We start from the raw sequence: 22,275 nt of genomic DNA on the forward strand, positions 1-22,275 counted from the left end.
TTTCCCGGAAAGGCACGCCGCCAGATGATACGCACCGTTTCCACCACACCTTTCGACGATCAGAAACCCGGAACATCCGGGTTGCGCAAGAAGGTGCCGGTGTTCCAGCAGCCGAACTATGCCGAGAATTTCATCCAGTCGATCTTCGATGCGCTTTCCGGCTTCGGGGGCAGGCTGCTGGTGGTCGGTGGCGACGGGCGCTACTACAACCGCGAGGTGATCGGGAAGGTCATTGCCATGGCGGCCGCCAACGGGTTCGGCAAGGTGATGGTCGGGCAGGGCGGCATCCTCTCGACGCCGGCCGCCTCCCATCTGATCAGAAAATACAAAGCCTTTGGCGGCATCATCTTGTCCGCCAGCCACAATCCCGGCGGGCCAAGGCAAGATTTCGGCATCAAGTACAATGCCGGAAACGGCGGCCCGGCGCCCGAGAAGATAACCGACGCGATCTATGCGCGGTCGAAGGAAATCCGCGAATACCGGATCGCGGAAATCGGCGATATCGACATCGACACCATCGGCACGGTCGAAGCCAGCGGCATGGAGGTCGAGATTGTCGATCCGGTGCGCGACTATGCGGACCTCATGGAGAGCCTGTTCGATTTCGAGGCGCTGCGGAAACTGTTCGCCTCCGGCTTTCGCATGCGCTTCGATGCCATGCATGCCGTGACCGGGCCTTACGCGACGGAGATATTCGAGCGCCGTCTCGGTGCCGCTCCCGACTCATGCCGGAATTTTCGGCCCCTGCCGGACTTCGGCGGGCATCACCCCGATCCCAATCTGGTTCACGCCAAACACCTCTACGAGGAGATGATGGGACCCGATGCTCCCGATTTCGGCGCCGCCTCCGACGGCGACGGAGATCGCAACCTGATCATCGGCAAGGGCATTTTCGTCACCCCCTCCGATTCGCTTGCCCTGCTGGCCGCCAATGCAACGGTGGCGCCCGCCTATACGGGCGGGCTCGCGGGCATTGCGCGCTCGATGCCGACCAGCGGCGCGGCTGATCGTGTGGCGCAGAAACTGGGCGTCGGTCTTTACGAGACGCCGACAGGCTGGAAATTCTTCGGCAACTTGCTCGATGCCGGCATGGCGACGATCTGCGGTGAGGAGAGCGCCGGCACAGGTTCCAGCCATGTCCGCGAGAAGGACGGACTTTGGGCTGTGCTTCTGTGGCTGTCCATTCTCGCGGCCCGCCGCGAAAGCGTCAGCGAAATCGTGACGAAACACTGGGCCACATACGGCCGCAATTACTATTCGCGCCATGACTATGAGGAAGTGGACGCCGCCGGTGCCAATGCGCTGATGGAGGAACTGCGGGAAAAGCTGGCCTCCTTGCCAGGAAAGCAGGTGTCCGGGCTCACCATCGAAACGGCTGACGACTTTGCCTATCATGACCCGGTGGACGGTTCGGTGAGCGTTCAGCAGGGCATCCGGATCCTGTTCGAGGGCGGATCGCGGGTGGTGTTCCGGCTTTCGGGAACCGGAACCAGCGGTGCCACGCTTCGCGTCTATATAGAGCGCTATGAGCCCGATACGGCCAGTCACGGTATCGACACGCAGGCGGCGCTGGCCGATCTTATCGCAGCGGCGGACGAGATTGCGGGCATTCGCCGCCATACCGGCCGCGAGCGCCCGAGCGTCATCACCTGAGGTCCCTACTGCACCAGAAGGGCGCGTCCGCAAGTCGCTCCGGTGACACGCACATCGGCCTGACCAAGGCTGATGCCGAGCACGCCGAGGAGATTGTAGAGGAGTTTATCCAGAACCGGAGTGACGGCGCCGAGGGCCAGTTGCACTGGTGGCTTGACCACGCCGAGCAGCCAGCCGATGTCGATCGGAAGGCCCAGAGGTTCAACCGAAAGCTTGAGGTCGTCGATCAGGGTGGACGTGAGCGATGAGGTGTAGTTGCTGGTCGTCGCCGTCTTCGTCTTCTTTGCCGCTATGTCGGACTGTGTGAAGGTAAGGGGGATCGCGACATCATTGCCCATCATGGCATGGGCAAAGCCCTTGATCTTGAGAAGGTCGAGCTTGATGACGAAGAGGATGTTGAGGCTGACATCGGCAATCGCAACGGCACGGAACATCATCTTGCGCGTAAAGTCGGCAAACCCCGAACCGTAGGCTTCAGCGATATAGAGCTCGGCGATACCCGGCGTCGTATCTATCGTGACCCGCAGGCTTTCCGGCCGGCCGGTAGGGCATTCGATCGACTTGAGCCTTGCCTCGGCATAGGCGACCTCGACATGCAGTGGCAGGTTGATCGAGAGAAGATGAATGCCGCCGCCGAGATTGCTCGACAAGGGGCTGACGGAGGCGACGAGGCTGACGCGCGTCTGGGCCGTTCGCACGACCGTTCCCTCTTCGCCCACCGCCAGCCATGGCGAGCGCTGTGGTGGCTCGCCGATTGCAATCTTCAGTTTGAGGCCACCAAGACCGGGCAACATGCCGCCAAGATTGGCGGCCACCATATTGTCGCCATTGGCGATCGCAGCGCTTGCGGTCAGCATGGAAAGCACGTTGGCTGCTATATCCAGCCCGGCAGGGCGCTGGCCGATGCCGAGCTGACCCACGGAGCCAAGGTCGATCAGCGTGTTCAGGGACACCAGCAGACTGGCGCTCGATTGTGCGCCCAGCGTTTGCAGGGCGATGCGGCTGACGCTGTCGAGGCCGGGAACATCGGCCATGGCAGCCGCAATCTGGCCCACCGTGGCTGTTGTGGAAAGCAGATCGGAATAGGTAAGTGCGGTGGCGTTTGTGCGAATGGCCAGCGCATCCAGAAATGACAGGACGCTGACGTCGGCAGCCGCCAGCGCCCTGTAGTCCATGACGTTCAGATTGATGTTGCCGCCCAGCAGGGCGCCAAGCAGGGCATTGGCCAGTCCACCGTCGAGTTGGAGCAGGCGCGAGCCGACGGAAAAGGCGGCCTCGGATTTCATGCTGGCTATGGCCGATGTGCCGATGACCGGCGGAGCCATCACGCTGCTGCCGAAGTAGAGGTTGCCGAGCTTTTCCAGCGAAACCTCGACTGCGTTGTAAGGTTGCTGTCCCGGTACGAAACGGCTTGCGCGTGGCTTCGACGGGTCGGGGGTGTAGCGACCGCGAATGACGTTGGCGACCGGCCGTCCCGGCAAGGGTTTCGTGGTGTCTCCAGCGCCGCGCACAAGAACCTGACCAAGGCCGTTGTCACTTAAAGTGGCGGCAACCATTGCTTCCGCCTTGCTCATGTTGCCGGTGGCGGCGATAGCGGCGATATCGGTTATCGCCTGCGCATGGCGCCGCTCGGTGTAGAGAGACCCCTGATCGACCGCGAAGGCGGTCAGCACCACGGCAAAGGGCATGATCAGCGCAGTCATCACAGCGAAGTTGCCGGTCCTGTTCCTGAGAAAATGCCGGGGCGATTGCGGGGCCGCAGCCGGAGGTTCATGCATCACAGTCCTCCTATCCGGATCGTTGACTGCCGCCGGATCGTCTTTCCCGGCATGGCTAGGCCCTGGAAGAGACCCCATATCGGCAGATTGGAGGCGTCGTAGGCAACGGCTACAACGAACTGGCTGCCATCGGCGGCACTGTCATGAGCATTGATGGTGAGCTTCGTGGCATCGACGAATGCATAGCCGGATCCGTTGCGGTTTATGAAGTCCGTTACCAATGCCGTGCGCTCGGAGGCCGAAAGGCCGCTCATGGCGATGCGCGCGGCATCGGCGGCCAGCTGCTGGACTGAATGGCTGGCACCGAAATAGATGCCGTAGGCGATCATCCCCAATATCATCAGGAGGAAGATCGGCGCGAGGATGGCGAATTCGACGGCCGCTGCAGCGCGGGTACATCGGCGGAATACACAGAGGCGGTTCGGCAAAACGCAAATCACGACACCCTCCAATCGAAATTCAACTTACGAGTGTGTATTGTGTATATTTACAACTTTAGAATGAAAAAGATTAAGCAATGATTGCCGGCAGCCGGACCATCGGTTCGTGCTTGATCGATATGTTCAAGCTTATATAACCATAGAAACGCCACTGGTTCCGGAAGCCCGCAATGTTCCCAATTCGTCTGCTGCTTGTCGCCTTTGCCGCGCTGCAACTGGTTCTCATGCCTGCGCTTGCGCAGGCGGCACGGCTTTTCACGGACGCGGCGGGAAGGTCTGTCGAAATACCCGACAGGGTAGAGCGCGTGCTTGCCGCGGGGCCGCCTGCTTCCGTGCTGCTTTATGTGGTGTCTCCGGAAAAAATGGTGGGCTGGGTGCGTTCGCCATCGGATGCGGAAAAGCAGTTTCTCGCCGAGCCGTATCGGGACTTGCCGGAGACCGGCCGGCTCACCGGACGCGGCAACACGGCCAATATCGAAATGGTCCTGTCGATGAAGCCTGACATCATCATCGATGTCGGCACCATCGATCCGACCTACGCTTCACTGGCCGACAGGGTGCAGGAACAGACCGGCATTCCCTATGTGCTGATTGATGGCGCCTTCCTGCGCACGCCGGAAACCCTGCGCGAGGTGGCTGGCCTGCTGGGGGTAGAAGCACGCGGTGAGGAACTGGCTTCCTATGCCGAGCGCACGATGGCATGGCAGAAGGAGACGGTTGCCGATATCGCTCCGGAAGACCGCCCGAAGGTCTATTACGGGCGCGGGCCGGACGGGCTTGAGACCGGCTCCGCCGGCTCCATAAACATGGAAATTCTCGACGTCGTGGGTGCGCACAATGTTGCGGCACTTGCGGGATCGGGAGGCCTGTCGAACGTTTCGATCGAGCAGGTTCTCGGATGGAACCCCGATGTCATTTTGACGCTCAGCCCGGAATTTCAGAAATCCGTGAAGACGGACCCGACATGGGCGAACCTGAAGGCGGTGAAGGACGGCCGGGTCTACCGCGCGCCGACCTTGCCATTCGGCTGGTTCGACTCTCCGCCTGGTGTCAACCGGCTGATGTCGGTGACGTGGCTGACGGAAATCCTCTATTCGGGCAAGGCGGAATTCGACATGGGCGAGCGGACGCGCGAATTCTACCGTCTCTTCTATCAGGTCGAGCTCACGCAAGAGCAGATTGACCAGCTTCTGGCGGATTCCGCGATAAAATGAGCAAAAGCGGGGCGCTGCCAGAGGCCGGCAATCGGGCAGGGCGCTCTCTTTTCCCGGTGCTGCTCCCGCCTTTGCTGCTGGCGGTCGTCGTAATACTGGCCCTTTCGGCCGGGAAATATGACGTTTCCCTTTCCGATATGGCGCGGGTGGTCTGGTCGCGCCTGACAGGAACACCGAGTGGTTTGGACGCCACTGTCGAGACGGTGGTCTGGAATGTGCGTCTGCCGCGGGTGCTGGCGGGGCTGCTTGTGGGAGCCTCGCTGGCGGCCGCCGGTTGCGTCTATCAGGGGCTGTTCCGCAATCCTTTGGTGTCGCCCGACATTCTGGGCGTTTCCGCAGGTGCAAGCCTCGGCGCGGTTGGCGGCATCTTTCTGTCGCTGCCGGTACTGGCCATACAGGGCATGGCCTTTGCCGGAGGCCTGGCGGCCGTCGCGCTGGTCTATGCGATCGGGTCGATGGTGCGGGGCCGCGATCCCGTGCTCGTGCTCGTTCTCGCCGGCGTGGCAGTGGGCGCGCTGGTCGGGGCGTGCATTTCCCTGCTCAAGGTACTTGCCGACCCCTACAACCAGTTGCCCGCCATCACCTTCTGGCTGCTGGGAAGCCTCGCCAGCATCACCCGCGCCGATGCTGCGTCACTCCTGCCGGCCATGCTGCTGGGGCTGGTGCCGATGGTGCTTCTGCGCTGGCGCATGAACCTGATGACTCTCGACGAGGAGGACGCGCGCGCACTCGGCATCGAAACCGGGCGCCTGCGCCTCATTCTGGTGTCGGCCGCCACGCTGATGACGGCGGCTGCCGTTTCCGTTTCCGGCATCATCGGCTGGGTGGGGCTGGTGATGCCGCACATTGCCCGCTCTCTTGTGGGACCGGATTTCGGCCGCCTGCTGCCGGCCTCCCTCATGCTCGGTGGCGGCTACATGGTTGGCGTGGACGCGCTGGCAAGGACCATTGCCGGGATCGAGGTGCCGCTCGGCATTCTGACGGCGGTGATCGGCGCGCCGTTCTTCCTGTGGCTGCTGGTGAGCGGGAGGCGCGGATGGCAGTGATGATGTCCGCGCAGGATCTGGCCTTCGGCTATGGTGGCAAGGCCATAGGGCAGGGCGTCAACATCTCCGTCAACTCAGGCGAGGTGCTGTGCCTGATGGGACCCAACGGGTGCGGCAAGACCACGCTGTTTCGCACGCTGCTTGGCCTTCTGCCGCCGCTCGGTGGCCATCTGGAGATGCGCGGCAGGCCGGTGCAGGCCTATACGAGAGCGGAATTCGCCCGTCATGTCGCCTATGTGCCGCAGGCGGGCTCGTCCTATTTTCCGTTCACCGTCCTCAACGTGGTGATGATGGCGCGGGCGAGCCGCATCGGCACCTTCGCCACGCCCTCCGCCCATGACCGGAAATTGTCTTTTGCCGCACTGGACCGGCTTGGCCTTGCACATCTCGCCAAACGCTCCTTCAACGAGATCAGCGGTGGAGAGCGGCAGATGACCCTGATTGCGCGCGCGCTGGTGCAGGAGGCGGAACTGATCGTGATGGACGAGCCGACCGCCAGCCTCGACTTCGGCAATCAGGCGCGCGTGCTCGACTGCATCAACGAACTGCGGGGGTCCGGTCTTTCCATCGTTCTGTCGACGCACGATCCCGGGCATGCCTTCGCCTGTGCCGACCGGGCGGTGCTGATGAAGCAGGGGCATGTGGTCGCTGATGGCTCGCCCAGCGAGGCGGTGACGCCGGAGAGCCTGCACGGCCTTTATGGCGTGGAGGTTGCCGTGGAATTCATGCAGGGTGCCGGGCGAAGCATATGCGCACCCGCGCTCGGCCGCTTCCGTCAGGAGTAAGGGATGGTGAGGGAAAACGAAATCCGCGAGGGCGAGCGGGCCGTGGCGATGCCGCCGGCGAGCGATGCCGGACTGGTGTTCATCGGCCGCATCCATACACCGTGGACCTCGCGCATGATGACGCCGCGACAGGGCCGGCGCGACGGCCCGCTGTGCCGCATGGAAGTGTTCGAGCCGTGGGTGGCGGCGCTGGCCAATATCGAAGAGTTCGATGAACTGGAAGTGCTGTACTGGCTGCACATGTCGCGGCGTGATCTGGTGCTGCAAAGCCCCGCCAGCGATGGCACGTCTCGCGGAACCTTCTCCATCCGCTCGCCGGTGCGGCCCAATCCGATAGGCACCTCAATCGTGACGCTGGCCGGGCGCGAGGCAAACACGCTTCTGGTGCGCGGCCTCGATTGCCTCGACGGCACGCCACTGCTCGACCTGAAGCCGGAGCGGACCGGTTTCACCGCCATCGCTCCGCCGCAGCCGGGTGATTTTGAGGTCGGTTAAAGCATGTCGCCCGAAAGAGGGAACCGGTTTCGGGACGACGACATGCGTGAAAAACGGGAACTTAAAGCGCAGGGAGCGAATCTGAAAGATCGCGACACGCTTTGAAGGCCCCCTCAGATTTGAAAGAGCCGCCGGCGATGCTCTCGCCGGCGGCTTTGCTTTGGGGAGGATGCCTCAGAAAGTGAGGCGGGTCTTGAGATAGAAGCTCCGGCCCGGCTCCGGAAAGCCTTCGGTCAGCTCGTAGTTCTTGTCGAAGATGTTCCGGACGCCGAAATTGACGGACATGCCGTCGGAGAAGTCGTACTGCATGTTGAGGTTCGCGAGCGCGAAACCGGATGTCTTCACATAGGGGATGTTCGGGGCTAAGGAAGAGTCTGACCAGCGCCAGCTGGTCAGCTCGATGTCAGGCGACACCGTGAAATTCTCATACGGCGTCCAGTGGGCATAGATATGCGCGGTATGTTCGGGCGTATCGGTCGGCCTCAGATCCGGACGCACGGGATCGTCCAGCTTGCGCTTCAGCCAGGTGTAGTTGCCGCCGATGGTCAGCTCCGGGAGAATATCCCATTCGCCGCTCAGTTCGATGCCGTAATAGTGCCCGTTGCCGATGTTCTGGTTCTGGGTGAGCTGACCGCCGTTGGAGGTCGTGCCGATCTGGATCGACTGGATCACATCGCTGAGATCGCTGTAGAAGATCGCCCCGCCTGCCCGGGCCGTTTCCGAAAGCGTCGTGGTGGCCCCAAGCTGATAGTGCGTTGCCCGTTCCGACTTCAGGTCGGGATTCGGCTCCGCGGTTCCGAAGCGTGAGCTGTAGCGTTCAAACAGGTTCGGGAAACGGGTGCGCGACGAAACGCTGGCGTTCAGTTCCAGAAGGTCGGTGGGCCGGTAAATAGCCGCCAGCTGCCAGTTGGCGGCATTGCTGCTGCCGAGCGGATACTCCACGATGCCATTTGAATAACGTTGCGCCTTCAGCAGCTTGTTCCAGTCGTAGCTGACGCCGGCAACCAGATCGAGCTTGTCGGTGGCATGGAACGTGTTTTCGACCGCTGCCGACCACGTGTCCTCAGACCGTTCCAGCCGTGGCTCGAGGAAGGCTGAGGTCGGATGTGTCGGCCGGGCAAACTGCTGCGGACGGTGGATGTCGCGCCGGTAATGAAGTGCTGCTTTCAGCGTGTTACGCTCAATAAGTTCCGTGCCACCTTCGGCGGAGAAACCGTAGGAGCGGTCATGATAATCGCTGTCGAACGCATAGCCCGCGTTCTGGCTGGAGAAGGTATTGTCGTCATAAGACGACAAAAGGTTGTAGAAGGTGTTGTAGTACGCCTTCGTGCGCAGATAGGAGGCTTCGCCTATCTCCGTGTGGGAGTAGAAGGACAGGCTCGACACATCCCAGTGCGGCCACTTCCAATTGCGGTTATCCGGTTTGGTTACGTGATAAGGCGCGTTGCGGCTGCCTTCCTGATGCGTGTAGCTGATGACATATTCGTCCGTATCGTTGGGCGTATAGCCAGCCTTGAAATTCAGCCGCCAGTCATCGACGTCGCTCAGATCGCGGCGTCCCCCGTTTTCGTAAGGGGTTGGGGTGAAAGAACGCGACAGGAAGAACCCGTCGGAATCGCGGATTGCGGCGCTGGCCTGCAGATAGAAGTTTTCCTGCCGTGTTCCCACCGATGCGAAGGCGGTGGCCGCCGCAAGATCGCCGGTATTGCCGACATCGATGCCAGTCTGGAATTCCGCTTCGAACTCGCGCGTGGGCTTGCGTGTCACCATGTTGATGGCGCCGCCCATGGCGCCCGGGCCGTTGAGGACGGACACATAACCCTTCTGGACCTGTATCTCGGCAAGGTCAGGCGTTAGGAAACGCCCCATGTCGAGGCGGTTATCCGCCGGCAGATAGACGCGGATGCCGTCAATCGAAAGCGGAACCTGAAAACGGTCGAAGCCGCGCACGTAAAGAAGGCGCTCATTGCGGCGGCCACCCGTGGTGGAAACGCTGATGCCGGGGACCGTGCTGAGGGCATCGTCCAGAGTGTTGCGGTTGGACGTGTAGATTTCCTGCGGTGTCACCACGCTTTGCGAAATGGTCTGCCCGCTGTTGCCGCCTTCACCATTGCCGGCCGACACATTGATGCGCCCCAGAACGAAGACCTCATCCCCGGCCTGATGCACACGGGGTTTCTTGTCTTTCTCGTTGGACTGAACCTCGGCAGCGCCATTCTCAACGGTCTGTGCCAGGCTGCTCTGAGCGGACATGATCGTAGCCAGCGCCGTGAGCGCTGATCCTATCCATATATATCGCAAATTATGATCCCCCAAAAAAGCAGTTATATAACCATTGGTCCGCGTGCGATTCATGCCGCGAAACTGCAACTGTTATATTCATAAAAATATATCGATTCAAACTGCAAGTGCCGATGGTTGGGCCAGCAGGTGCGGTGGATTGTCGTAGGGGGAGGTTTTGCAGATACTATTGCGAAAGCAATGGACTGCCTCTATATCGATAGCAACCTACTAAATAGGAATGCATTCAAATGGACGCTGGCGAGCTGTTCGCCGTCGAACTGGCTCGTGTGAGCCGGCAGTGGCGAAAGCGCATCGATGAGCGGCTTCGGCATCTCGACCTGACGCAGGCGAGATGGATGGTGCTGCTGCAGCTATCTCGCTCGGCGCCGGTATCCCAGCGCGAGCTTGCCGACATTATCGGCGTGGAGGGGCCGACGCTGGTCCGGGTTCTCGACAATCTGGAGCGTCAGGGGCTTGTGCTGCGCCGCGCCTGCAAGGCCGACCGGCGTGTGAAGCTGGTGGAGCTGGCCGAAGGATCTGCTCCGGTTCTTTCCGAGATAGGCCGGATCGCTGCGGATTTGCGTAACGAGTTGCTGGAAGGCGTGGCGCCCGAGGAATTGGGGCGCGCGCGCGAGCTTTTGAAAATCATTGGGGATCGTTTGGAGTCGGGTACCGGTGGATAAGGTTGTGGAATTGCGTAAGGACGAAAATGAACAGGCCGAAAGGCTGAAGCCGGAGGTGGCGCCTGCCGCTCCGGAAGCCGCGAAGCGGCGGACCAGTGGGCGCAGCATGCGTGGCGGAAGAGCGAAACTGCTTGTACTTGTCGTCGGGCTTGTCGTCGCTGCGCTGGTGATCTGGCCCTGGCTGGCGCACCGCTGGAGCCATGTTGCCATCAATGATTCGCGCATTGCGGCCAATCTGGTGACAGTTGGCAGCGAGGTGAGCGGCCGTGTCGTCTCCATCGATGTGATTGCGGGCGATCAGGTGAAGAAGGGCGATCTTCTCGCCTCGATCGACAGCGAGACGGCAAGGCTCGAACTTTCGGCGCTTGATGCCCAGATTGAAGGCGTGAACGCGCAGCAGGCGCAGTTGCGGGCGCAGCAGGATATGGTGCGCACGCAGGTTGCGGCGAAACTGGCAGCCGGTGAAGCCCAGCTCACAGCAGCCGAAGCCAATCACCGGGCGAGCCAGGCGAGCCTCATCAATGCCAGCAGCCGCTTCGAGCGCGTCAACAGGCTTGCCAGCAGCAAGGTGACGTCCGAGCAGACGCTGGAGGAGGCGCAGGCGACGCTCTCCACTGCGACCGAGCAGGAGAAGTCGGCCGCCGCCGCGATCATGACGGCGCGGGCCAATCTGGACGTCGCCCGCTCGGAAGAAGCCCAGATCGCTGTGCTCGATCGCCAGATCGCGGTGCTTGAAAGCCAGAAAGCGGCCCTTGTCGCCCAGCGCGGCCAGAAGGAGGTCGATCTCGGGCGGCGCGAAATCCGCGCCCAGTTCGACGGTGTCATCGACAGCACATTCATCGAGGCCGGCGAATATGTGGGGCCGGGCACGCGCCTGCTCATCTACCACGATCCGAACGTCATCTGGATCGATGCCAATGTGAAGGAAACCGATTTCGGCAGGGTGAAGCTCGGCGCGCCTGCTGCGGTGACCGTCGATGCCTATCCTCAGCTGAAGGTGAGCGGCAAGGTCACGCGTGTTGGCGAAGCGGCAACCAGCCAGTTTGCCCTGCTGCCAAGCCCCAACCCGAGCGGCAACTTCACCAAGATCACGCAGCGCTTGCCGATCCGCATCGAGATCGATCAGCAGGAGGGCCTGCTGCGGCCCGGCATGATGGTGGAAGTGAGCGTCGATGTCGTCGATTGAGGGCCTGTTCGACCGCTACGGGCCATCCTATCGCTGGTTCGCCACGGGAACGGTGATGATCGCGACGATCGCAGTGGTCTTGTCCACCACGATCGTCAACGTCGCCATTCCCGACGTGATGGGCGCCTTCGGCATCAGCCAGGTGCAGGCGCAGTGGCTGTCGACGGGCTTTCTGGCGGCGATGACCGCGACCATGCTGGTGACGGACTGGGCCGACCGGGCCTTTGGCCAGCGCGCAACCATGGTGGGGGCGCTGGCTATCTTCATGGCCGGTTCGGTGCTGGGCGGCATTGCGCCGAACGAGACGGTTCTCACCGTCGCGCGCGTCATTCAGGGTGCCGCCGCCGGCGTTGTGCAGCCTCTGGCGATGATCCTGCTGTTTCAGGTGTTCCCGCCGAACCAGCGCGGTGCGGCCATGGGCATATTCGGCATCGGCGTGGTTCTGGCGCCTGCGCTCGGACCGTGGATCGGGGGCCTGCTGATCGATGCCTTCAGCTGGCGCTATGTTTTCTACCTTGGCATTCCTTTCGCCCTGATCGGCATCGTTTTGTCCAATCTGTTCCTTCCCGTGCGGACCCAGACCGGTCCGCGGCCCGGTTTCGACTGGGGCGGAATGGTGTTGCTGTGCCTGTTTCTGGCCTCGATCCTGAATGCGCTGACCAATGCCCAGCGCCTCGGATGGTCTTCCGATCCCATTCTGTTGCAGTTCGCTGTCGCCGCCGTCGCGATCGCCGGCTTCATCTGGTGGGAGACGACCACCGCCAGACCGATGCTCGACCTGCGGCTTTTCACCAGCGTGCCGTTCTCGGCTGCATCTCTGGTCGCCTTCATCATGGGGGCAGGCCTGTTCGGCTCCACCTATCTCGTGCCGCTGTTCGTTCAGACCATACAGGGGCTGACACCGACGCAGGCCGGCCTTCTGCTGATGCCGTCCGGCTTTGTGCTGGTGGTCGTGTTCCCGATCGCCGGGCGCATGTCGGACAAGGTGCCTGCCGGCTATCTGATCGCCGTCGGCATGGTTCTCTTCGCGTGGTCGTCATGGCTGACCGCATCGGTCAGCGTCGATACCGCATTCTGGACGCTGGCCTGGTGGGTGGTGATCTCGCGCATCGGTCTTGGCCTGCTGTTCCCGTCGCTGACGGCGGGCTCGCTCAAGGTGCTGCCCCGCGAGCTGGTGGCGCAGGGGTCCGGCGCCATCAACTTCATCCGCCAGCTTGGCGGCGCCTTCGGCGTCAACCTGCTGGCCGTGTTCCTTGAACGGCGCACCGTCTATCATGCCGACGGACTGACCGCGACGCAGACAAGTCACAATCCGGCGACCATGGATCTGCTGGGCACGGTGTCGGGTATCGCCAAAGCAGGCGGATTGCCCGATTATCAGCAGATCCCCGCGGCCATCCAGTTTCTGGGCCAGATGATCGCCATTCAGGCCAACACGCTGGCATTTCATGACGGTTTCCTCGTCGTCATGCTGGTGTTCCTGATTGCGCTGGTGCCAACCTGGATGCTGCATCGCGCCCAGCGCAAGCCGCATGGCCAGTAACGCCGTGGCTCAGAATGGGAAAGCGCCAGCCCCGTTTTGAAGCGGTGCGGCTGCCGAATGTCCCGTTACAGGGGCGATTGCGTTTCACTTCGGCACGAAATCTCATGGCATGAGATGTGCTTGTTCAAACCTGCCGGCTCTGCCGGTGGCCTGGAGCGCACCGGGCCGGCTGTCGGGGTGGGCGGGCTTGGCTGCCCCGGCAGTCACCGTGCATCGCTACGGCATGCCGCCATGACGCGACAATAAATTGTTAACCATACTGACCTAACCAATTCAGCAACATAAACTGAATCGGGGCGGCACATGTCGATTTCGCGCAGGGGCTTCATCATCGGGCTGCCATTGCTGATGGCAGGCTGCGCAACCTCTCCATATGCAAATTATGGCGCCATTCCGGGTGAGCGGTTTCCGCTGCCGGCCATACCTGCATCGGAAGTGAAGCCGGAGCTGCGCCGCACCGAAGTGGCATTCGGCGGGGATTATGCTGCCGGCACCATCGTGGTGAACACGCCGGAGCGCCGGCTCTATTACGTTCTCGGAAATGGCCGCGCCATCCGCTACGGTATAGGCGTCGGTCGCCAGGGCCTTGCATTGCGCGGCAATGCGACGATCGGCCGAAAGGCCGAATGGCCAAGCTGGACGCCGACTGCCAACATGATGCGGCGCGATCCGCGCAACCGCCGGTATGCCGGCGGCTTGCCGGGCGGACCCAACAATCCACTGGGCGCGCGGGCGCTCTATCTCTACCGCGACGGACGCGACACCATGTTCCGCATCCACGGCACCAACCAGCCGAGCACCATAGGCAAGGCGGTTTCCAGCGGCTGCATCCGCATGCTCAATCACGATGTCATCGATCTTTACGAACGCGCGACGCCGGGCACGCGCGTGGTGGTAATCCAGTCCTGACAGGAATGCCTGTTCGATCGGGTGTGGCGGTTCGCTTCTGAACCTCCCGTTAACCATTTCCATAGACAAGCGAACTCATGAAACGCCTAGCCATTGTTCTGTTAGCCACAGCGTTCACCGTCCCTGCACAGGCCGAAGACCTCGTCAGAAGGGGCCGCCAGATCGCGGAGATGAATTGCTCGCCCTGTCACGCCATCGGCGCCAGGGATGAGAGCAAGCATCCGCAGGCGCCGCCCATGCGTGACCTGTCGAAGCGCTATCCTCTGGATGCGCTCGAAGAAGCCTTTGTGGAAGGCATTTACAGCGGGCATCCCGATATGCCGGAATTCAAGGCCACTTCGGATCAGGTGACGGCCCTGCTTGCCTATCTGGATACGATCCAGTCCGACAGCCGATAAGGTTGTGGTGTCAGCAGCGCCTTGAGCGCCGACGAGCCGGGGATCAGCCGGCAATGGCGCTGGAAGCCGCCATCAGCGAAAACAGGCCGATGACGACAGCAGCAAGCCGATAGGCGTGCGGCCTGACAGCTTTGGGCAGCGACGAGCCGCAGACTGTCCAGACCGCTCCGGCGATCAGCGACAGGCAAAGGAACGTCGCGATCGCACCCGACCGGAGCCCGGGGCTCATGGCCGGGATGAGTATGCCGCCCACCAGCATCGCCTTCGGATTGAGAAGGGTCGTCAGGAAGACCCGGCGCATGGCAGCGGACTTTTCCGTTGCTATGGCATCCGCAGGCTGGTTCCAGAGCTTCCATGCCGAAAACAGCAGCCAGACCGCGGCAATTCCCTTCATGACCGGCATCGCGGCGGCCACATCGGCGAAGCTTTGCACAAGAACCAGATAGGCCGTGACGGCGACCAGATAGCCTGCCGCCTCCGCCACAGGAAGCACCATGGCGCGACGCCAGCCCATCGCTGCCCCCGATGCCGCGAGGATCGTGTTTGTCGGGCCGGGCGTGATCAACACCATGATGGCGGCGATGACGAATGATACGAAAGACATCTGTTCTCTGTCCTCAGGTCATCCACTGATAGCAGGCTCTCTGTAACGTGGATTGACCAGAATCAAGACAGAGGCGGATTGCCGGGCGCAGCCCTCATGGAACCGCTTACGGCCATTCGCGTTGAGGGGCGCGCCCGCAAAGGAGATCGCGATGCACAGATTGTGGTTCAACATGGCGATGCTGGGCATCGAGGCCCAGCAGGTGATCTGGTTGCGGACCATGAAGCTTGCCATGGGCGGCAAGCGGGGCGAGCGCGAGGCGCGCCGCATGGTGAGCGAGAAGGTCGCTGCGGCAGGTCAGGCCTCCGTCCAGATCGCGCGGGGCGCTTCGCCCGACAAGGTGGTGAAAGGCTACCGCAAGAAGGTGCGGGCCAATGCGCGACGCCTGTCGCGATGATGGACTGCCCTCAGCACTTTGGGGCAGATGGCTGGCTGAAACCGGGAGGCTCTGGTCTCCGCAGGATTGTCGTATCAGGCCGCTGCTTCCTGCCGGCTTATGGGAGTCGCCTGCATCCGTCGTAACAACGGGTGCAGGCGATCCCTTTATTTCCGCATGCGATCCGCACTGTCCGGCGGATCAGTGCGTTCAGAATTCCCGTCCAATCAGCAGGCGATCAACGGAAATCCGACCTCCGCCAAACGCTGCTATCAGCGCGGCCCCGGCCGACCAGAAAGTCGAGTTGAATTCGGCTTTGGACTGGACCTGATGCAGGAATGCAGCACCACCGTCGGAGAGCAGCCGTGCCTGACCATCAGCAGTAAGGTACTGAAGATTATCCTTCAGAAATTCCATTCCTTCTGCGGTAAGGAAAGCGTCGCCGTAAGGGTGGGTGATGTGGAACCAGATGGTGACCACCAGCATCACGGCATTGGCCAGAGCGATGGGGCGTGTAAAAAGGCCAACGGCGATCATGGCCCCTCCCACAAACTGCATGATGGCCAGCAGCGGCGAGAAGAACCAGCCGGGATAGAGGCCAAGTCCTTCGACAAACCCGGTTTGCGCAAAGGGTGCAATGATCTTCGGCCACCCCTCGATCATCAACAGGCCGCCGATGACAATTCTGAATGCCGCCCACCCATATGGCTGCGCGAAGTTTCGATAGAACGGGCCCAAAAAGGGCATGAAAAGACCGGCGTCTTTAGGGGAGACTTCAGACATGTGTTTCGGCACCTTAGCGGAGGATGGGAGGGGTATGCGAACCCTCACGGAGATTGATCCTGCCGGTGTCAGCCGTCAATATCGATGGATAGCAGGCAATCTGTATTCTATGAATGTTGCCGAATTCCCGCGGCATCGCGATCGTGACATGCCGAAAATCTGAGGCGGTCCGACACATGTTTTGGCGCGATGCTGGCGTTTTGTCTTGTGCAGCGGGATTGGTTCGGGCCGCGCTGTTCCTCACTTTGACGACGGCTTCCGCCGCCCCTGCAGATATTGCTGCCGGGGAACAGATATTTCGCAAATGCGCCCCCTGCCACAACATAACCAGCGACGGCAATCGAATGGGGCCTCACCTCATAGCAATTGTTGGCCGCGAGATTGGCTCGGTCCAGGACTTCCGGTCCTATTCGCAGGCAATGAAAAGTGCCGGACAGGAAGGACGAGTGTGGACCGAGGAACTGCTGGCCGAATTCCTCTACAGCCCGAGAAGAACCATTCCAGGCAATTCCATGCGGTTTCTGGGGCTATGGAGCGATGAGGATATCAGGAACCTCATTGCATATCTGAAATCAGCTTCCCCGCACCAATGACCCGGCCTCTCTTGATGGTTTCAGGCGGGGTCTTAAGGAGAGGGAGAAAAATCGGGAAAACTAACTGATTGTTTTATCTGGTCGGAGTGGCAGGATTTGAACCTGTCCCGATCTGAACAAGATCAATAGGTTGCGATAAGGCATCGTGTGAAAACGACGCAAATCCTGCCGCTTTTCACACGACGGAGTTATGGCCTGTCTGCACCGGGCCGCTCTACTGCGCGCACAACCCGATCCACCTGGACGGCCAGATTTTGCAGCGTCACCTCCATGCGGGTCAGGCGGTCCTTCATGTCGCCCGATCCGGTCTCGAGGCGTTCGATGCGGGTCGTGGCCTTGGCGATGTCGACGGTGTTCTGTTCGGTCTGATTTTTGAGCGTGGCCCAGCCGCCGACTATCGTCACCAGCAGCGTGCCAATGACAATAATGTTGCCAAGAGAGATTTTCATATCGACTGCCAGCCCCCCGATCGTGCGGTCGCTCATTTCTCCCTCCATCGTTGCAGGGCATCCTTCACGGTATGCCCGCCCATGTAGAGCGCCAGATACGCTCCGGTCAGGGTCATCAGCATGGAGACGTCCACCGCCTCGATCGCCGCGCCCACGGCCGCGTTCACCAGGGGGCGCAGCACGAGCGCATAGGTCCACAGGAAGGCCAGCAGCCACATCCAGGCAGGTCGCCAGGCCCATGTCCAGGTGCCGCCCTCCTTGTCCATCTCCGCCATCATCAGCCGGTTGGCTTCCCGCTGCTGTTCCACCTCGGCAAGCACCAGCTCGGCGGCCAGGGGTTCGGCAGCCTGGACGGCCGCGACAAGATCGTCCGCCGGCAGGTTCGGCAGGTCGGCCGGCGGCACGCCGGCTTTGCCTGCGATCACGTCGATGATCTCCCCGCCGATCTCGCCGGCCTTCCCGCCCACGTATTTTTCGAGCAGGCCCTTGACGAGCGGCGCGCCGACCCGGCCGGCCGCCTCGATCAGGACCCCCGCCAGCAAGCCGCTCATTTCTTCCTCCGGATCACCATGATCAATATGACGGCGATGGCCACAAAGCCGACAAACATCATGAATGCGGCGAGCTGGTCTGCCTCGCCCTGGGTGAGCTTCGCCGCGGTCGCGCCGCCCGTACCGACGCCGAGTGCGGCCAGCACCTTCGCAAGAATGCCCCGCCTTGACTCCTGCGCGGGCAAAGGAGCGTGGTTGGCGTTTTCTGCGGGTGTTGCCGGCTTTGTCGGCTCGGGCGCGTCCACGGGCTTCTCTGGCGGTTTTGGCCCGGATGCAGGCAGCGGCGGAAGATTGACATAGCGCTGGTAGGCGGCTGCGAGCTTGCTGTCATAGCGGTTCTTCGCGTAGGCCGGGCCGTTATAGCCCCTGGCGAATGCGGCCCAGTCGCGTTTCGCAAGCGCCGGCGCGAGGCCCGCCTTGTCGATGAAGTTCGCCATCAGGCGAACCTGGCCGTAAACCCCGTTGCGTGCATCGAGCAACAGATCCTCGGCCGAGCGATAGCCCAGCCATTTCCAGTGTGCACCCATGACCTGGCCGATGCCCCACGAAACGCTTTCGATCGCCGCCTGCCGGTCGATGGCGGCCGCGCGCTCGAACAGCTTCCAGCGGCCGGCCTGTGTGGAGGGGTTTGGAATGGCGCCAGCCTTCGGATCTGCCAGCCCGGCCTTGCGCGCCTGCGCCTGCCTGGCTCCGGAAAGCCGCTTGTCGAAGTAGTGGCCTTCCCAGCGGATCAGCGGTTCGCGCTGGCCGTTGACGATCGCGAAGGCCCTGCCGCCGCTCTCCACCTCCGCCACGGCGAGCAGCTGCGCCGCGCCCCAGCCGCGGGCCTTGGCAACCCGCTCGATCTCACGGCGAACATCATCGTCGAACATGCCGGCCTCCGTAGCTGCCGGCCGGAAAGGGGCCGGTGCTACGGTTTTAAAGCCGCTGGGATGGCGTCAACTGTGCAGAATGTGTGTCGGCATTTTCTCTTTCAATAGCGGGCTTTGCCTTTTTCTTGCGACTCGCGTCCTTCTTTGCGATCGGCTTCGGTGAGAGGATCGGCCATGACGCTATTTGAGAGCCCAAAGTTCCTCGTCAACCAGACAGGGGAAAATCTGGCGGAACTCGATCGTATCATCCGGGATCTGTTCGCACGATATGGCGGCCGCCGTATCGTTGAGGTGGACCCGAAGACCGGAGATAAGATTTTCAAGATCGTATTTGGCGGCGAGTTGCCGACGAACACCCGTCACATCGTCGCATCCGCCATCAACGATCTTCGCCACGCCCTCGATCAGGCTACCTGTGCCGCCATTGAAGCCATCACAGGAAACGAGCCCGGATTGATCTACTTCCCAATCGCCGCAAACCCGAATGACCTGGAAGGCAGAGTCGGCAAATTTCCGCCAGAGATTAGGGACGCGTTTCTTGGGTTCCAGAGTTACCCGACTGGGGAGTGGTATACTGGGGGGAATGACCTGATCTGCGATCTCTCCAAGGCCGCGCAACGCAAACACCGCATCTGTTGTAAAATAGGCGGCCAAGTCACCAGGATCTCCGGTGCGGGTCGGGCAGACGGCGGTCATATCTCCACCCGCAATGGCGCTACGGCGTACCTTCCCCCAAGATGGGACATAACTAAAAACGAGATGATACTCGGCATTAGTGGCCCTGAGGGCCACCTCAACTACGATGTCGATATCACCTTTTATGTAGCCCTCTATGATGCTGGTCCACTGACCGGCGCGCCAGCGATTGCTTCGCTCAGCCAACTGAGAACCGTAGTGTCGGACATCGTCCTCAGTCTCGAAGCGGAGACTGAGCACATCTTGTGCGCGCGCTCCTGATGCCATCTGACCACCATCAACCATCCCTATCATTCCCTGGTACGTTGAACTTACGCCTACGTCATCACCTTCCAGTCAGCCGCAGACGCCACGCCGGTCGCGACGTAGGCATTACCCCCAAAGATGGCAATCTGCCCAACGAAGTTCGGTGCGGCGGAATTGCCTCCTAATGGCCCGCTCTGCTTGGTCACTAGCCACGTGCCCGGCGAGCCGGCGACCGTGCAGATCGCCTCGCACGCCTGGCCTGCCGTCGCACCTTCCAGGAGCACCCGGTCTCCAACGGCATAGACCCCTACGGTCGGGATGATCGGCGAGGTGTAGACCGTGTTGCGCTGGTTCACCGCTCCGCTGCGGGTGAACGACATTATCGGCAGCGTGGTCTGACCGCCGCGCACACCCGCCGAGGGCGTCACCGAAGACGTGTTGTTGACGTACTCTTCGACGATCCCGAAATCCGATCCGGCGCCGAAGGAGTAGCAGATGGTTGCCGCGCCATCGGAGTGATTGTTGCGCACCCTCAGCCTGGCCGCCGTATTCAGCGCCCGGATGTTGAAGGCGCAAAGCGGACTGTCGAATTTGTTACCTTCCAAGAGCACGCCGACCACGTTCTGAAGCAGGATGTCCGCGACGCTGCCGGCTGAGGACTGGTTGTTCGCCTTGAACCGGCAGTTTGTGAAGCGCCAGTCCCGCCCTGTCAGCGCGGCGGGCGAGGTGCTGACGCCCCAGCGGGCGCAGTTAATGAAATCAACATCGTCAATATCCAGATCGAATACATCGCTGCTGATGGACGCGCCGACATTGAAGCCATCGAACGAGCTGTTCTTGATGCTGACATGAGGGGCGTAGCCCAGCCGCAGACCTTGGCTCGCTACGTTCTCCGGCCGCCCTTTGACGTGCATGTTGGAGACAACCACACTGGTGGGCCATGTCACGGATGGCGGGTCCAGGGGATTGAGCATGTAGACTTCGAGACCCGTGTGAACATACCCCCGGATGTTATCGATCTCGATCCCGCAGGACCCGAACCTCCTCTCCACTTCGCTTGCGGAATGCTGGAAGCCCCAGTCGCCGGCATAGACCGTGACCGCCTTCCCGTGCGGCATGTCTTCGATCGTGACGTTGCTGATTTTCGCGTTGTAGACTGCCGACAGATACACCCCGCAGATGTTCATATCCGGCTCGATGCCGGAGTTGTAGGTCATGCGGCCTATCGAGATGTTCTCGATGACGATGTTGCGCTGATGCACCGTGGTCTTGGGCGGATGGTCCGACCAATCCCCGTTGAAGGACCAATGAACCGTGATCGGCGTCGCCAGATAAGCGCTGTCGGGAAAGACGATGTTTCTTATGATCACATTCTCGGTGTCGCCGAATACGGCAATACCGGGTCGCCCGGCTGCGACCGTTTCCACATGCATATGCTCGATGGTCACGTTACGGCAGGCATCAAGATAGTCGTACCGCGCAATGACAATCGGCGTCTGGTACGTGCTCTGCAAGCCGGGCGTACCGATTACATTCCTGATCACACCCCCGTAAACGCTGACGTTGTTGCCGACAACGGCGAGGTTCCGCTTGGCTCCGATGCAGGCGAAATCTAGACAGGACCCTCGTAAATTCAGCGACGTATCGTCGGCAAGGGCAAGTTCTTCGGTCGTCAAGTATCTCTGCGCGCGCCCCAGGCGAATTTCATAGCCCGCACCTGCGGAAAACAACTTCTGGAGCTGGCCCGTTTCGTCGCCGTCACCCCGGAGGCCGAACGCAGCCGCGTGCATCCGGTCACCCAACGGCAGCACATACAGCTTCACGCCACCTGCCGTCTCTATGTGATGGTCAGTCGCGCCAGAGGCCGCAACCTCGTAGCGAAAGCCCTGCGCCTCAACAATCTTGTCTGCCGCGACAGCCACCAGGCCAGCTGCAAGGGAGTAGGCGAGGATCGTATCCGCCAGCAGCCCCGCAACCGTGTCGAACTTGACCGGGCCGATGTTGGCCTGCGCCTGCAGCCTCTGAACGGCTAGCAGGGTCTGCCCCACGCCGTAGGAAACCGGCCACTGCACGCTGCCGGCCATTTCCTCGGCAACGTCCCGCGCTGCCTCCGCCCTTTCCGCATCTTCCTTCGCCGCCGCGGCGTTTTCCTGGGCGGCCGCGACGTCTTCAGCCGAGCCGCCGTCGATCAGATTGCCGTGCTCGTCGGCTTTGTGGAAATGGCCGGCAGGCAAGAGGGCTACTCGGCCGGGTTGCTCACCGTAATCCGCCTTGAATGTCCGGCTTAGATCGCGCTTTAATTCGAGATCCCTGATCAGGGCGCGGTCCAGGTCGTTGTCTGTTGCTGCGCTCGAGTAGCGCCCCGCACGCACGACGGACTGGACGCGGTTTCCTACGGCGTCGCCGATCGACCTGTATTTTTCACCGGCGACAGCCGGCGTCGTGAGCGCGTAGGAGCCGCCGGCCGGGTTGCCGGCGCCGGTGAGCGCATAGTGCTCTGGTTCCGAGAGATCTGTGGTCGAACCATCCAGCCCCAACTTCTGGATGCATATGTCCGAATTGTCCTGGAACGGGTAGGGGACGGGAAACACCGTCTGGCCGGAAGTGGCGACGTGTTCGCGCCAGCGTGGATCGTCCTCGAGCGGAAAAACGGCTGACATGGCGGGCTCCGGTTGGTCTGCGCCATCATCGC

Annotated in this window: 22 protein-coding genes; 13 read left to right on the forward strand and 9 right to left on the reverse strand. The window is 61.6% G+C overall.

Features of this window, described 5'->3' with window-relative positions; genetic code table 11:
* The first annotated feature begins 24 nt into the window (after positions 1–24).
* Complete coding sequence (locus tag MIC97_RS16465) at positions 25–1,653, forward strand: alpha-D-glucose phosphate-specific phosphoglucomutase (RefSeq protein WP_239800912.1); 1,629 nt, start codon at positions 25–27, stop codon at positions 1,651–1,653.
* A 5-nt stretch (positions 1,654–1,658) separates the two neighbouring features.
* Here the strand turns inward: MIC97_RS16465 and MIC97_RS16470 are convergent, their stop codons facing one another.
* Together MIC97_RS16470 and MIC97_RS16475 are read right to left on the reverse strand one after the other, a co-directional pair.
* Positions 1,659–3,431 carry a TadG family pilus assembly protein gene (locus MIC97_RS16470; RefSeq protein ID WP_239800913.1) on the reverse strand — a complete coding sequence of 591 codons (1,773 nt, stop codon included), beginning with the start codon at positions 3,429–3,431 and terminating at the stop codon, positions 1,659–1,661.
* Positions 3,431–3,871 (reverse strand): TadE/TadG family type IV pilus assembly protein, encoded by a 441-nt coding sequence (locus MIC97_RS16475; protein ID WP_239800914.1) that lies wholly within the window; start codon positions 3,869–3,871, stop codon positions 3,431–3,433. Before MIC97_RS16475 ends, MIC97_RS16470 begins: the two co-directional genes overlap by 1 nt.
* Positions 3,872–4,041: 170 nt before the next feature.
* Between MIC97_RS16475 and MIC97_RS16480 the strand changes: the two genes are divergently transcribed.
* The 4 genes from MIC97_RS16480 to tsaA are packed head-to-tail and all read left to right on the forward strand — an operon-like array spanning position 4,042 to position 7,411.
* Complete coding sequence (locus MIC97_RS16480; RefSeq protein ID WP_239800915.1) at positions 4,042–5,085, forward strand: iron ABC transporter substrate-binding protein; 1,044 nt, start codon at positions 4,042–4,044, stop codon at positions 5,083–5,085.
* Positions 5,082–6,131 carry an iron ABC transporter permease gene (locus tag MIC97_RS16485; protein WP_239800916.1) on the forward strand — a complete coding sequence of 350 codons (1,050 nt, stop codon included), beginning with the start codon at positions 5,082–5,084 and terminating at the stop codon, positions 6,129–6,131. Before MIC97_RS16480 ends, MIC97_RS16485 begins: the two co-directional genes overlap by 4 nt.
* Complete coding sequence (locus tag MIC97_RS16490; RefSeq protein ID WP_239801176.1) at positions 6,128–6,916, forward strand: ABC transporter ATP-binding protein; 789 nt, start codon at positions 6,128–6,130, stop codon at positions 6,914–6,916. Before MIC97_RS16485 ends, MIC97_RS16490 begins: the two co-directional genes overlap by 4 nt.
* 3 nt (positions 6,917–6,919) lie before the next feature.
* Positions 6,920–7,411: a tRNA (N6-threonylcarbamoyladenosine(37)-N6)-methyltransferase TrmO gene (gene tsaA / locus MIC97_RS16495; protein WP_239800917.1), complete on the forward strand. Its 492-nt coding sequence runs from the start codon at positions 6,920–6,922 to the stop codon at positions 7,409–7,411.
* A gap of 174 nt (positions 7,412–7,585) precedes the next feature.
* On the opposite strand, the gene MIC97_RS16500 is transcribed toward tsaA, so the two are convergent.
* Positions 7,586–9,664, reverse strand: a complete 2,079-nt coding sequence (locus tag MIC97_RS16500; protein WP_239800918.1) for a TonB-dependent receptor — start codon at positions 9,662–9,664, stop codon at positions 7,586–7,588.
* Between the two features lie 278 nt (positions 9,665–9,942).
* Here MIC97_RS16500 and MIC97_RS16505 point away from each other — a divergent pair, with 278 nt between their 5' ends.
* From MIC97_RS16505 to MIC97_RS16525, 5 genes are all read left to right on the forward strand, one after another.
* Positions 9,943–10,377 carry a MarR family transcriptional regulator gene (locus MIC97_RS16505; RefSeq protein ID WP_239800919.1) on the forward strand — a complete coding sequence of 145 codons (435 nt, stop codon included), beginning with the start codon at positions 9,943–9,945 and terminating at the stop codon, positions 10,375–10,377.
* Positions 10,370–11,563, forward strand: coding sequence for an HlyD family secretion protein (locus MIC97_RS16510; RefSeq protein ID WP_239800920.1), 1,194 nt, complete (start codon positions 10,370–10,372; stop codon positions 11,561–11,563). Before MIC97_RS16505 ends, MIC97_RS16510 begins: the two co-directional genes overlap by 8 nt.
* Positions 11,550–13,106 carry a DHA2 family efflux MFS transporter permease subunit gene (locus tag MIC97_RS16515; RefSeq protein WP_239800921.1) on the forward strand — a complete coding sequence of 519 codons (1,557 nt, stop codon included), beginning with the start codon at positions 11,550–11,552 and terminating at the stop codon, positions 13,104–13,106. Before MIC97_RS16510 ends, MIC97_RS16515 begins: the two co-directional genes overlap by 14 nt.
* A 303-nt stretch (positions 13,107–13,409) precedes the next feature.
* Positions 13,410–14,015: a L,D-transpeptidase gene (locus MIC97_RS16520; protein ID WP_239800922.1), complete on the forward strand. Its 606-nt coding sequence runs from the start codon at positions 13,410–13,412 to the stop codon at positions 14,013–14,015.
* Between the two features lie 77 nt (positions 14,016–14,092).
* Positions 14,093–14,413, forward strand: a complete 321-nt coding sequence (locus MIC97_RS16525) for a c-type cytochrome (RefSeq protein ID WP_239800923.1) — start codon at positions 14,093–14,095, stop codon at positions 14,411–14,413.
* Positions 14,414–14,456: 43 nt separating this feature from the next.
* Here the strand turns inward: MIC97_RS16525 and MIC97_RS16530 are convergent, their stop codons facing one another.
* The gene (locus tag MIC97_RS16530) at positions 14,457–15,017 is read right to left on the reverse strand and encodes a threonine transporter (RefSeq protein ID WP_239800924.1); all 561 of its coding nucleotides are present in this window, start codon (positions 15,015–15,017) and stop codon (positions 14,457–14,459) included.
* Between the two features lie 151 nt (positions 15,018–15,168).
* Here MIC97_RS16530 and MIC97_RS16535 point away from each other — a divergent pair, with 151 nt between their 5' ends.
* On the forward strand, positions 15,169–15,414 hold the full coding sequence (locus MIC97_RS16535) for a hypothetical protein (RefSeq protein ID WP_183828410.1): 246 nt from the start codon (positions 15,169–15,171) through the stop codon (positions 15,412–15,414).
* 189 nt (positions 15,415–15,603) lie between these two features.
* Here MIC97_RS16535 and MIC97_RS16540 read toward each other — a convergent pair whose 3' ends face one another.
* Entirely contained in the window at positions 15,604–16,176 is a 573-nt protein-coding gene (locus MIC97_RS16540; protein ID WP_183828413.1) for a DoxX family protein, read from the reverse strand.
* A 176-nt stretch (positions 16,177–16,352) separates the two neighbouring features.
* On the opposite strand from MIC97_RS16540, the gene MIC97_RS16545 reads away from it, so the two are divergent.
* Positions 16,353–16,769 (forward strand): cytochrome c family protein, encoded by a 417-nt coding sequence (locus tag MIC97_RS16545; RefSeq protein WP_239800925.1) that lies wholly within the window; start codon positions 16,353–16,355, stop codon positions 16,767–16,769.
* Positions 16,770–16,957: 188 nt separating this feature from the next.
* On the opposite strand, the gene MIC97_RS16550 is transcribed toward MIC97_RS16545, so the two are convergent.
* Genes MIC97_RS16550 through MIC97_RS16560 form a run of 3 tightly spaced genes read right to left on the reverse strand, consistent with a single transcriptional unit; the run spans position 16,958 to position 18,641 of the window.
* Positions 16,958–17,254: a hypothetical protein gene (locus tag MIC97_RS16550; RefSeq protein WP_239800926.1), complete on the reverse strand. Its 297-nt coding sequence runs from the start codon at positions 17,252–17,254 to the stop codon at positions 16,958–16,960.
* A complete protein-coding gene (locus tag MIC97_RS16555) occupies positions 17,251–17,769 on the reverse strand; it encodes a 3TM-type holin (protein ID WP_239800927.1) in 519 nt (172 codons plus the stop codon). Before MIC97_RS16555 ends, MIC97_RS16550 begins: the two co-directional genes overlap by 4 nt.
* On the reverse strand, positions 17,766–18,641 hold the full coding sequence (locus tag MIC97_RS16560; protein ID WP_239800928.1) for an N-acetylmuramidase family protein: 876 nt from the start codon (positions 18,639–18,641) through the stop codon (positions 17,766–17,768). Before MIC97_RS16560 ends, MIC97_RS16555 begins: the two co-directional genes overlap by 4 nt.
* A gap of 174 nt (positions 18,642–18,815) precedes the next feature.
* Here MIC97_RS16560 and MIC97_RS16565 point away from each other — a divergent pair, with 174 nt between their 5' ends.
* Positions 18,816–19,598: a hypothetical protein gene (locus MIC97_RS16565; RefSeq protein WP_239800929.1), complete on the forward strand. Its 783-nt coding sequence runs from the start codon at positions 18,816–18,818 to the stop codon at positions 19,596–19,598.
* Between the two features lie 56 nt (positions 19,599–19,654).
* Here MIC97_RS16565 and MIC97_RS16570 read toward each other — a convergent pair whose 3' ends face one another.
* The gene (locus MIC97_RS16570) at positions 19,655–22,243 is read right to left on the reverse strand and encodes a hypothetical protein (protein WP_239800930.1); all 2,589 of its coding nucleotides are present in this window, start codon (positions 22,241–22,243) and stop codon (positions 19,655–19,657) included.
* Positions 22,244–22,275: the final 32 nt, after the last annotated feature.

The sequence above is a fragment of the Aquamicrobium sp. NLF2-7 genome, assembly GCF_022359935.1.
In the GTDB taxonomy this organism is placed as follows: Bacteria; Pseudomonadota; Alphaproteobacteria; order Rhizobiales; family Rhizobiaceae; genus Mesorhizobium; species Mesorhizobium lusatiense.

Excerpts from the sequence above, each read along its gene's own strand:
- MIC97_RS16465 (WP_239800912.1), top strand. The coding sequence starts at position 25 with ATGATACGCACCGTTTCCACCACACCTTTCGACGATCAGAAACCCGGA.
- MIC97_RS16520 (WP_239800922.1), top strand. The coding sequence starts at position 13,410 with ATGTCGATTTCGCGCAGGGGCTTCATCATCGGGCTGCCATTGCTGATG.
- MIC97_RS16515 (WP_239800921.1), top strand. The coding sequence starts at position 11,550 with ATGTCGTCGATTGAGGGCCTGTTCGACCGCTACGGGCCATCCTATCGC.
- MIC97_RS16505 (WP_239800919.1), top strand. The coding sequence starts at position 9,943 with ATGGACGCTGGCGAGCTGTTCGCCGTCGAACTGGCTCGTGTGAGCCGG.
- MIC97_RS16525 (WP_239800923.1), top strand. The coding sequence starts at position 14,093 with ATGAAACGCCTAGCCATTGTTCTGTTAGCCACAGCGTTCACCGTCCCT.
- MIC97_RS16470 (WP_239800913.1), bottom strand. The coding sequence starts at position 3,431 with ATGCATGAACCTCCGGCTGCGGCCCCGCAATCGCCCCGGCATTTTCTC.
- MIC97_RS16545 (WP_239800925.1), top strand. The coding sequence starts at position 16,353 with ATGTTTTGGCGCGATGCTGGCGTTTTGTCTTGTGCAGCGGGATTGGTT.
- MIC97_RS16535 (WP_183828410.1), top strand. The coding sequence starts at position 15,169 with ATGCACAGATTGTGGTTCAACATGGCGATGCTGGGCATCGAGGCCCAG.
- MIC97_RS16500 (WP_239800918.1), bottom strand. The coding sequence starts at position 9,664 with ATGTCCGCTCAGAGCAGCCTGGCACAGACCGTTGAGAATGGCGCTGCC.
- MIC97_RS16540 (WP_183828413.1), bottom strand. The coding sequence starts at position 16,176 with ATGTCTGAAGTCTCCCCTAAAGACGCCGGTCTTTTCATGCCCTTTTTG.
- MIC97_RS16555 (WP_239800927.1), bottom strand. The coding sequence starts at position 17,769 with ATGAGCGGCTTGCTGGCGGGGGTCCTGATCGAGGCGGCCGGCCGGGTC.
- MIC97_RS16560 (WP_239800928.1), bottom strand. The coding sequence starts at position 18,641 with ATGTTCGACGATGATGTTCGCCGTGAGATCGAGCGGGTTGCCAAGGCC.
- MIC97_RS16530 (WP_239800924.1), bottom strand. The coding sequence starts at position 15,017 with ATGTCTTTCGTATCATTCGTCATCGCCGCCATCATGGTGTTGATCACG.
- MIC97_RS16485 (WP_239800916.1), top strand. The coding sequence starts at position 5,082 with ATGAGCAAAAGCGGGGCGCTGCCAGAGGCCGGCAATCGGGCAGGGCGC.
- MIC97_RS16570 (WP_239800930.1), bottom strand. The coding sequence starts at position 22,243 with ATGTCAGCCGTTTTTCCGCTCGAGGACGATCCACGCTGGCGCGAACAC.
- MIC97_RS16565 (WP_239800929.1), top strand. The coding sequence starts at position 18,816 with ATGACGCTATTTGAGAGCCCAAAGTTCCTCGTCAACCAGACAGGGGAA.
- MIC97_RS16550 (WP_239800926.1), bottom strand. The coding sequence starts at position 17,254 with ATGAGCGACCGCACGATCGGGGGGCTGGCAGTCGATATGAAAATCTCT.
- tsaA (WP_239800917.1), top strand. The coding sequence starts at position 6,920 with ATGGTGAGGGAAAACGAAATCCGCGAGGGCGAGCGGGCCGTGGCGATG.
- MIC97_RS16480 (WP_239800915.1), top strand. The coding sequence starts at position 4,042 with ATGTTCCCAATTCGTCTGCTGCTTGTCGCCTTTGCCGCGCTGCAACTG.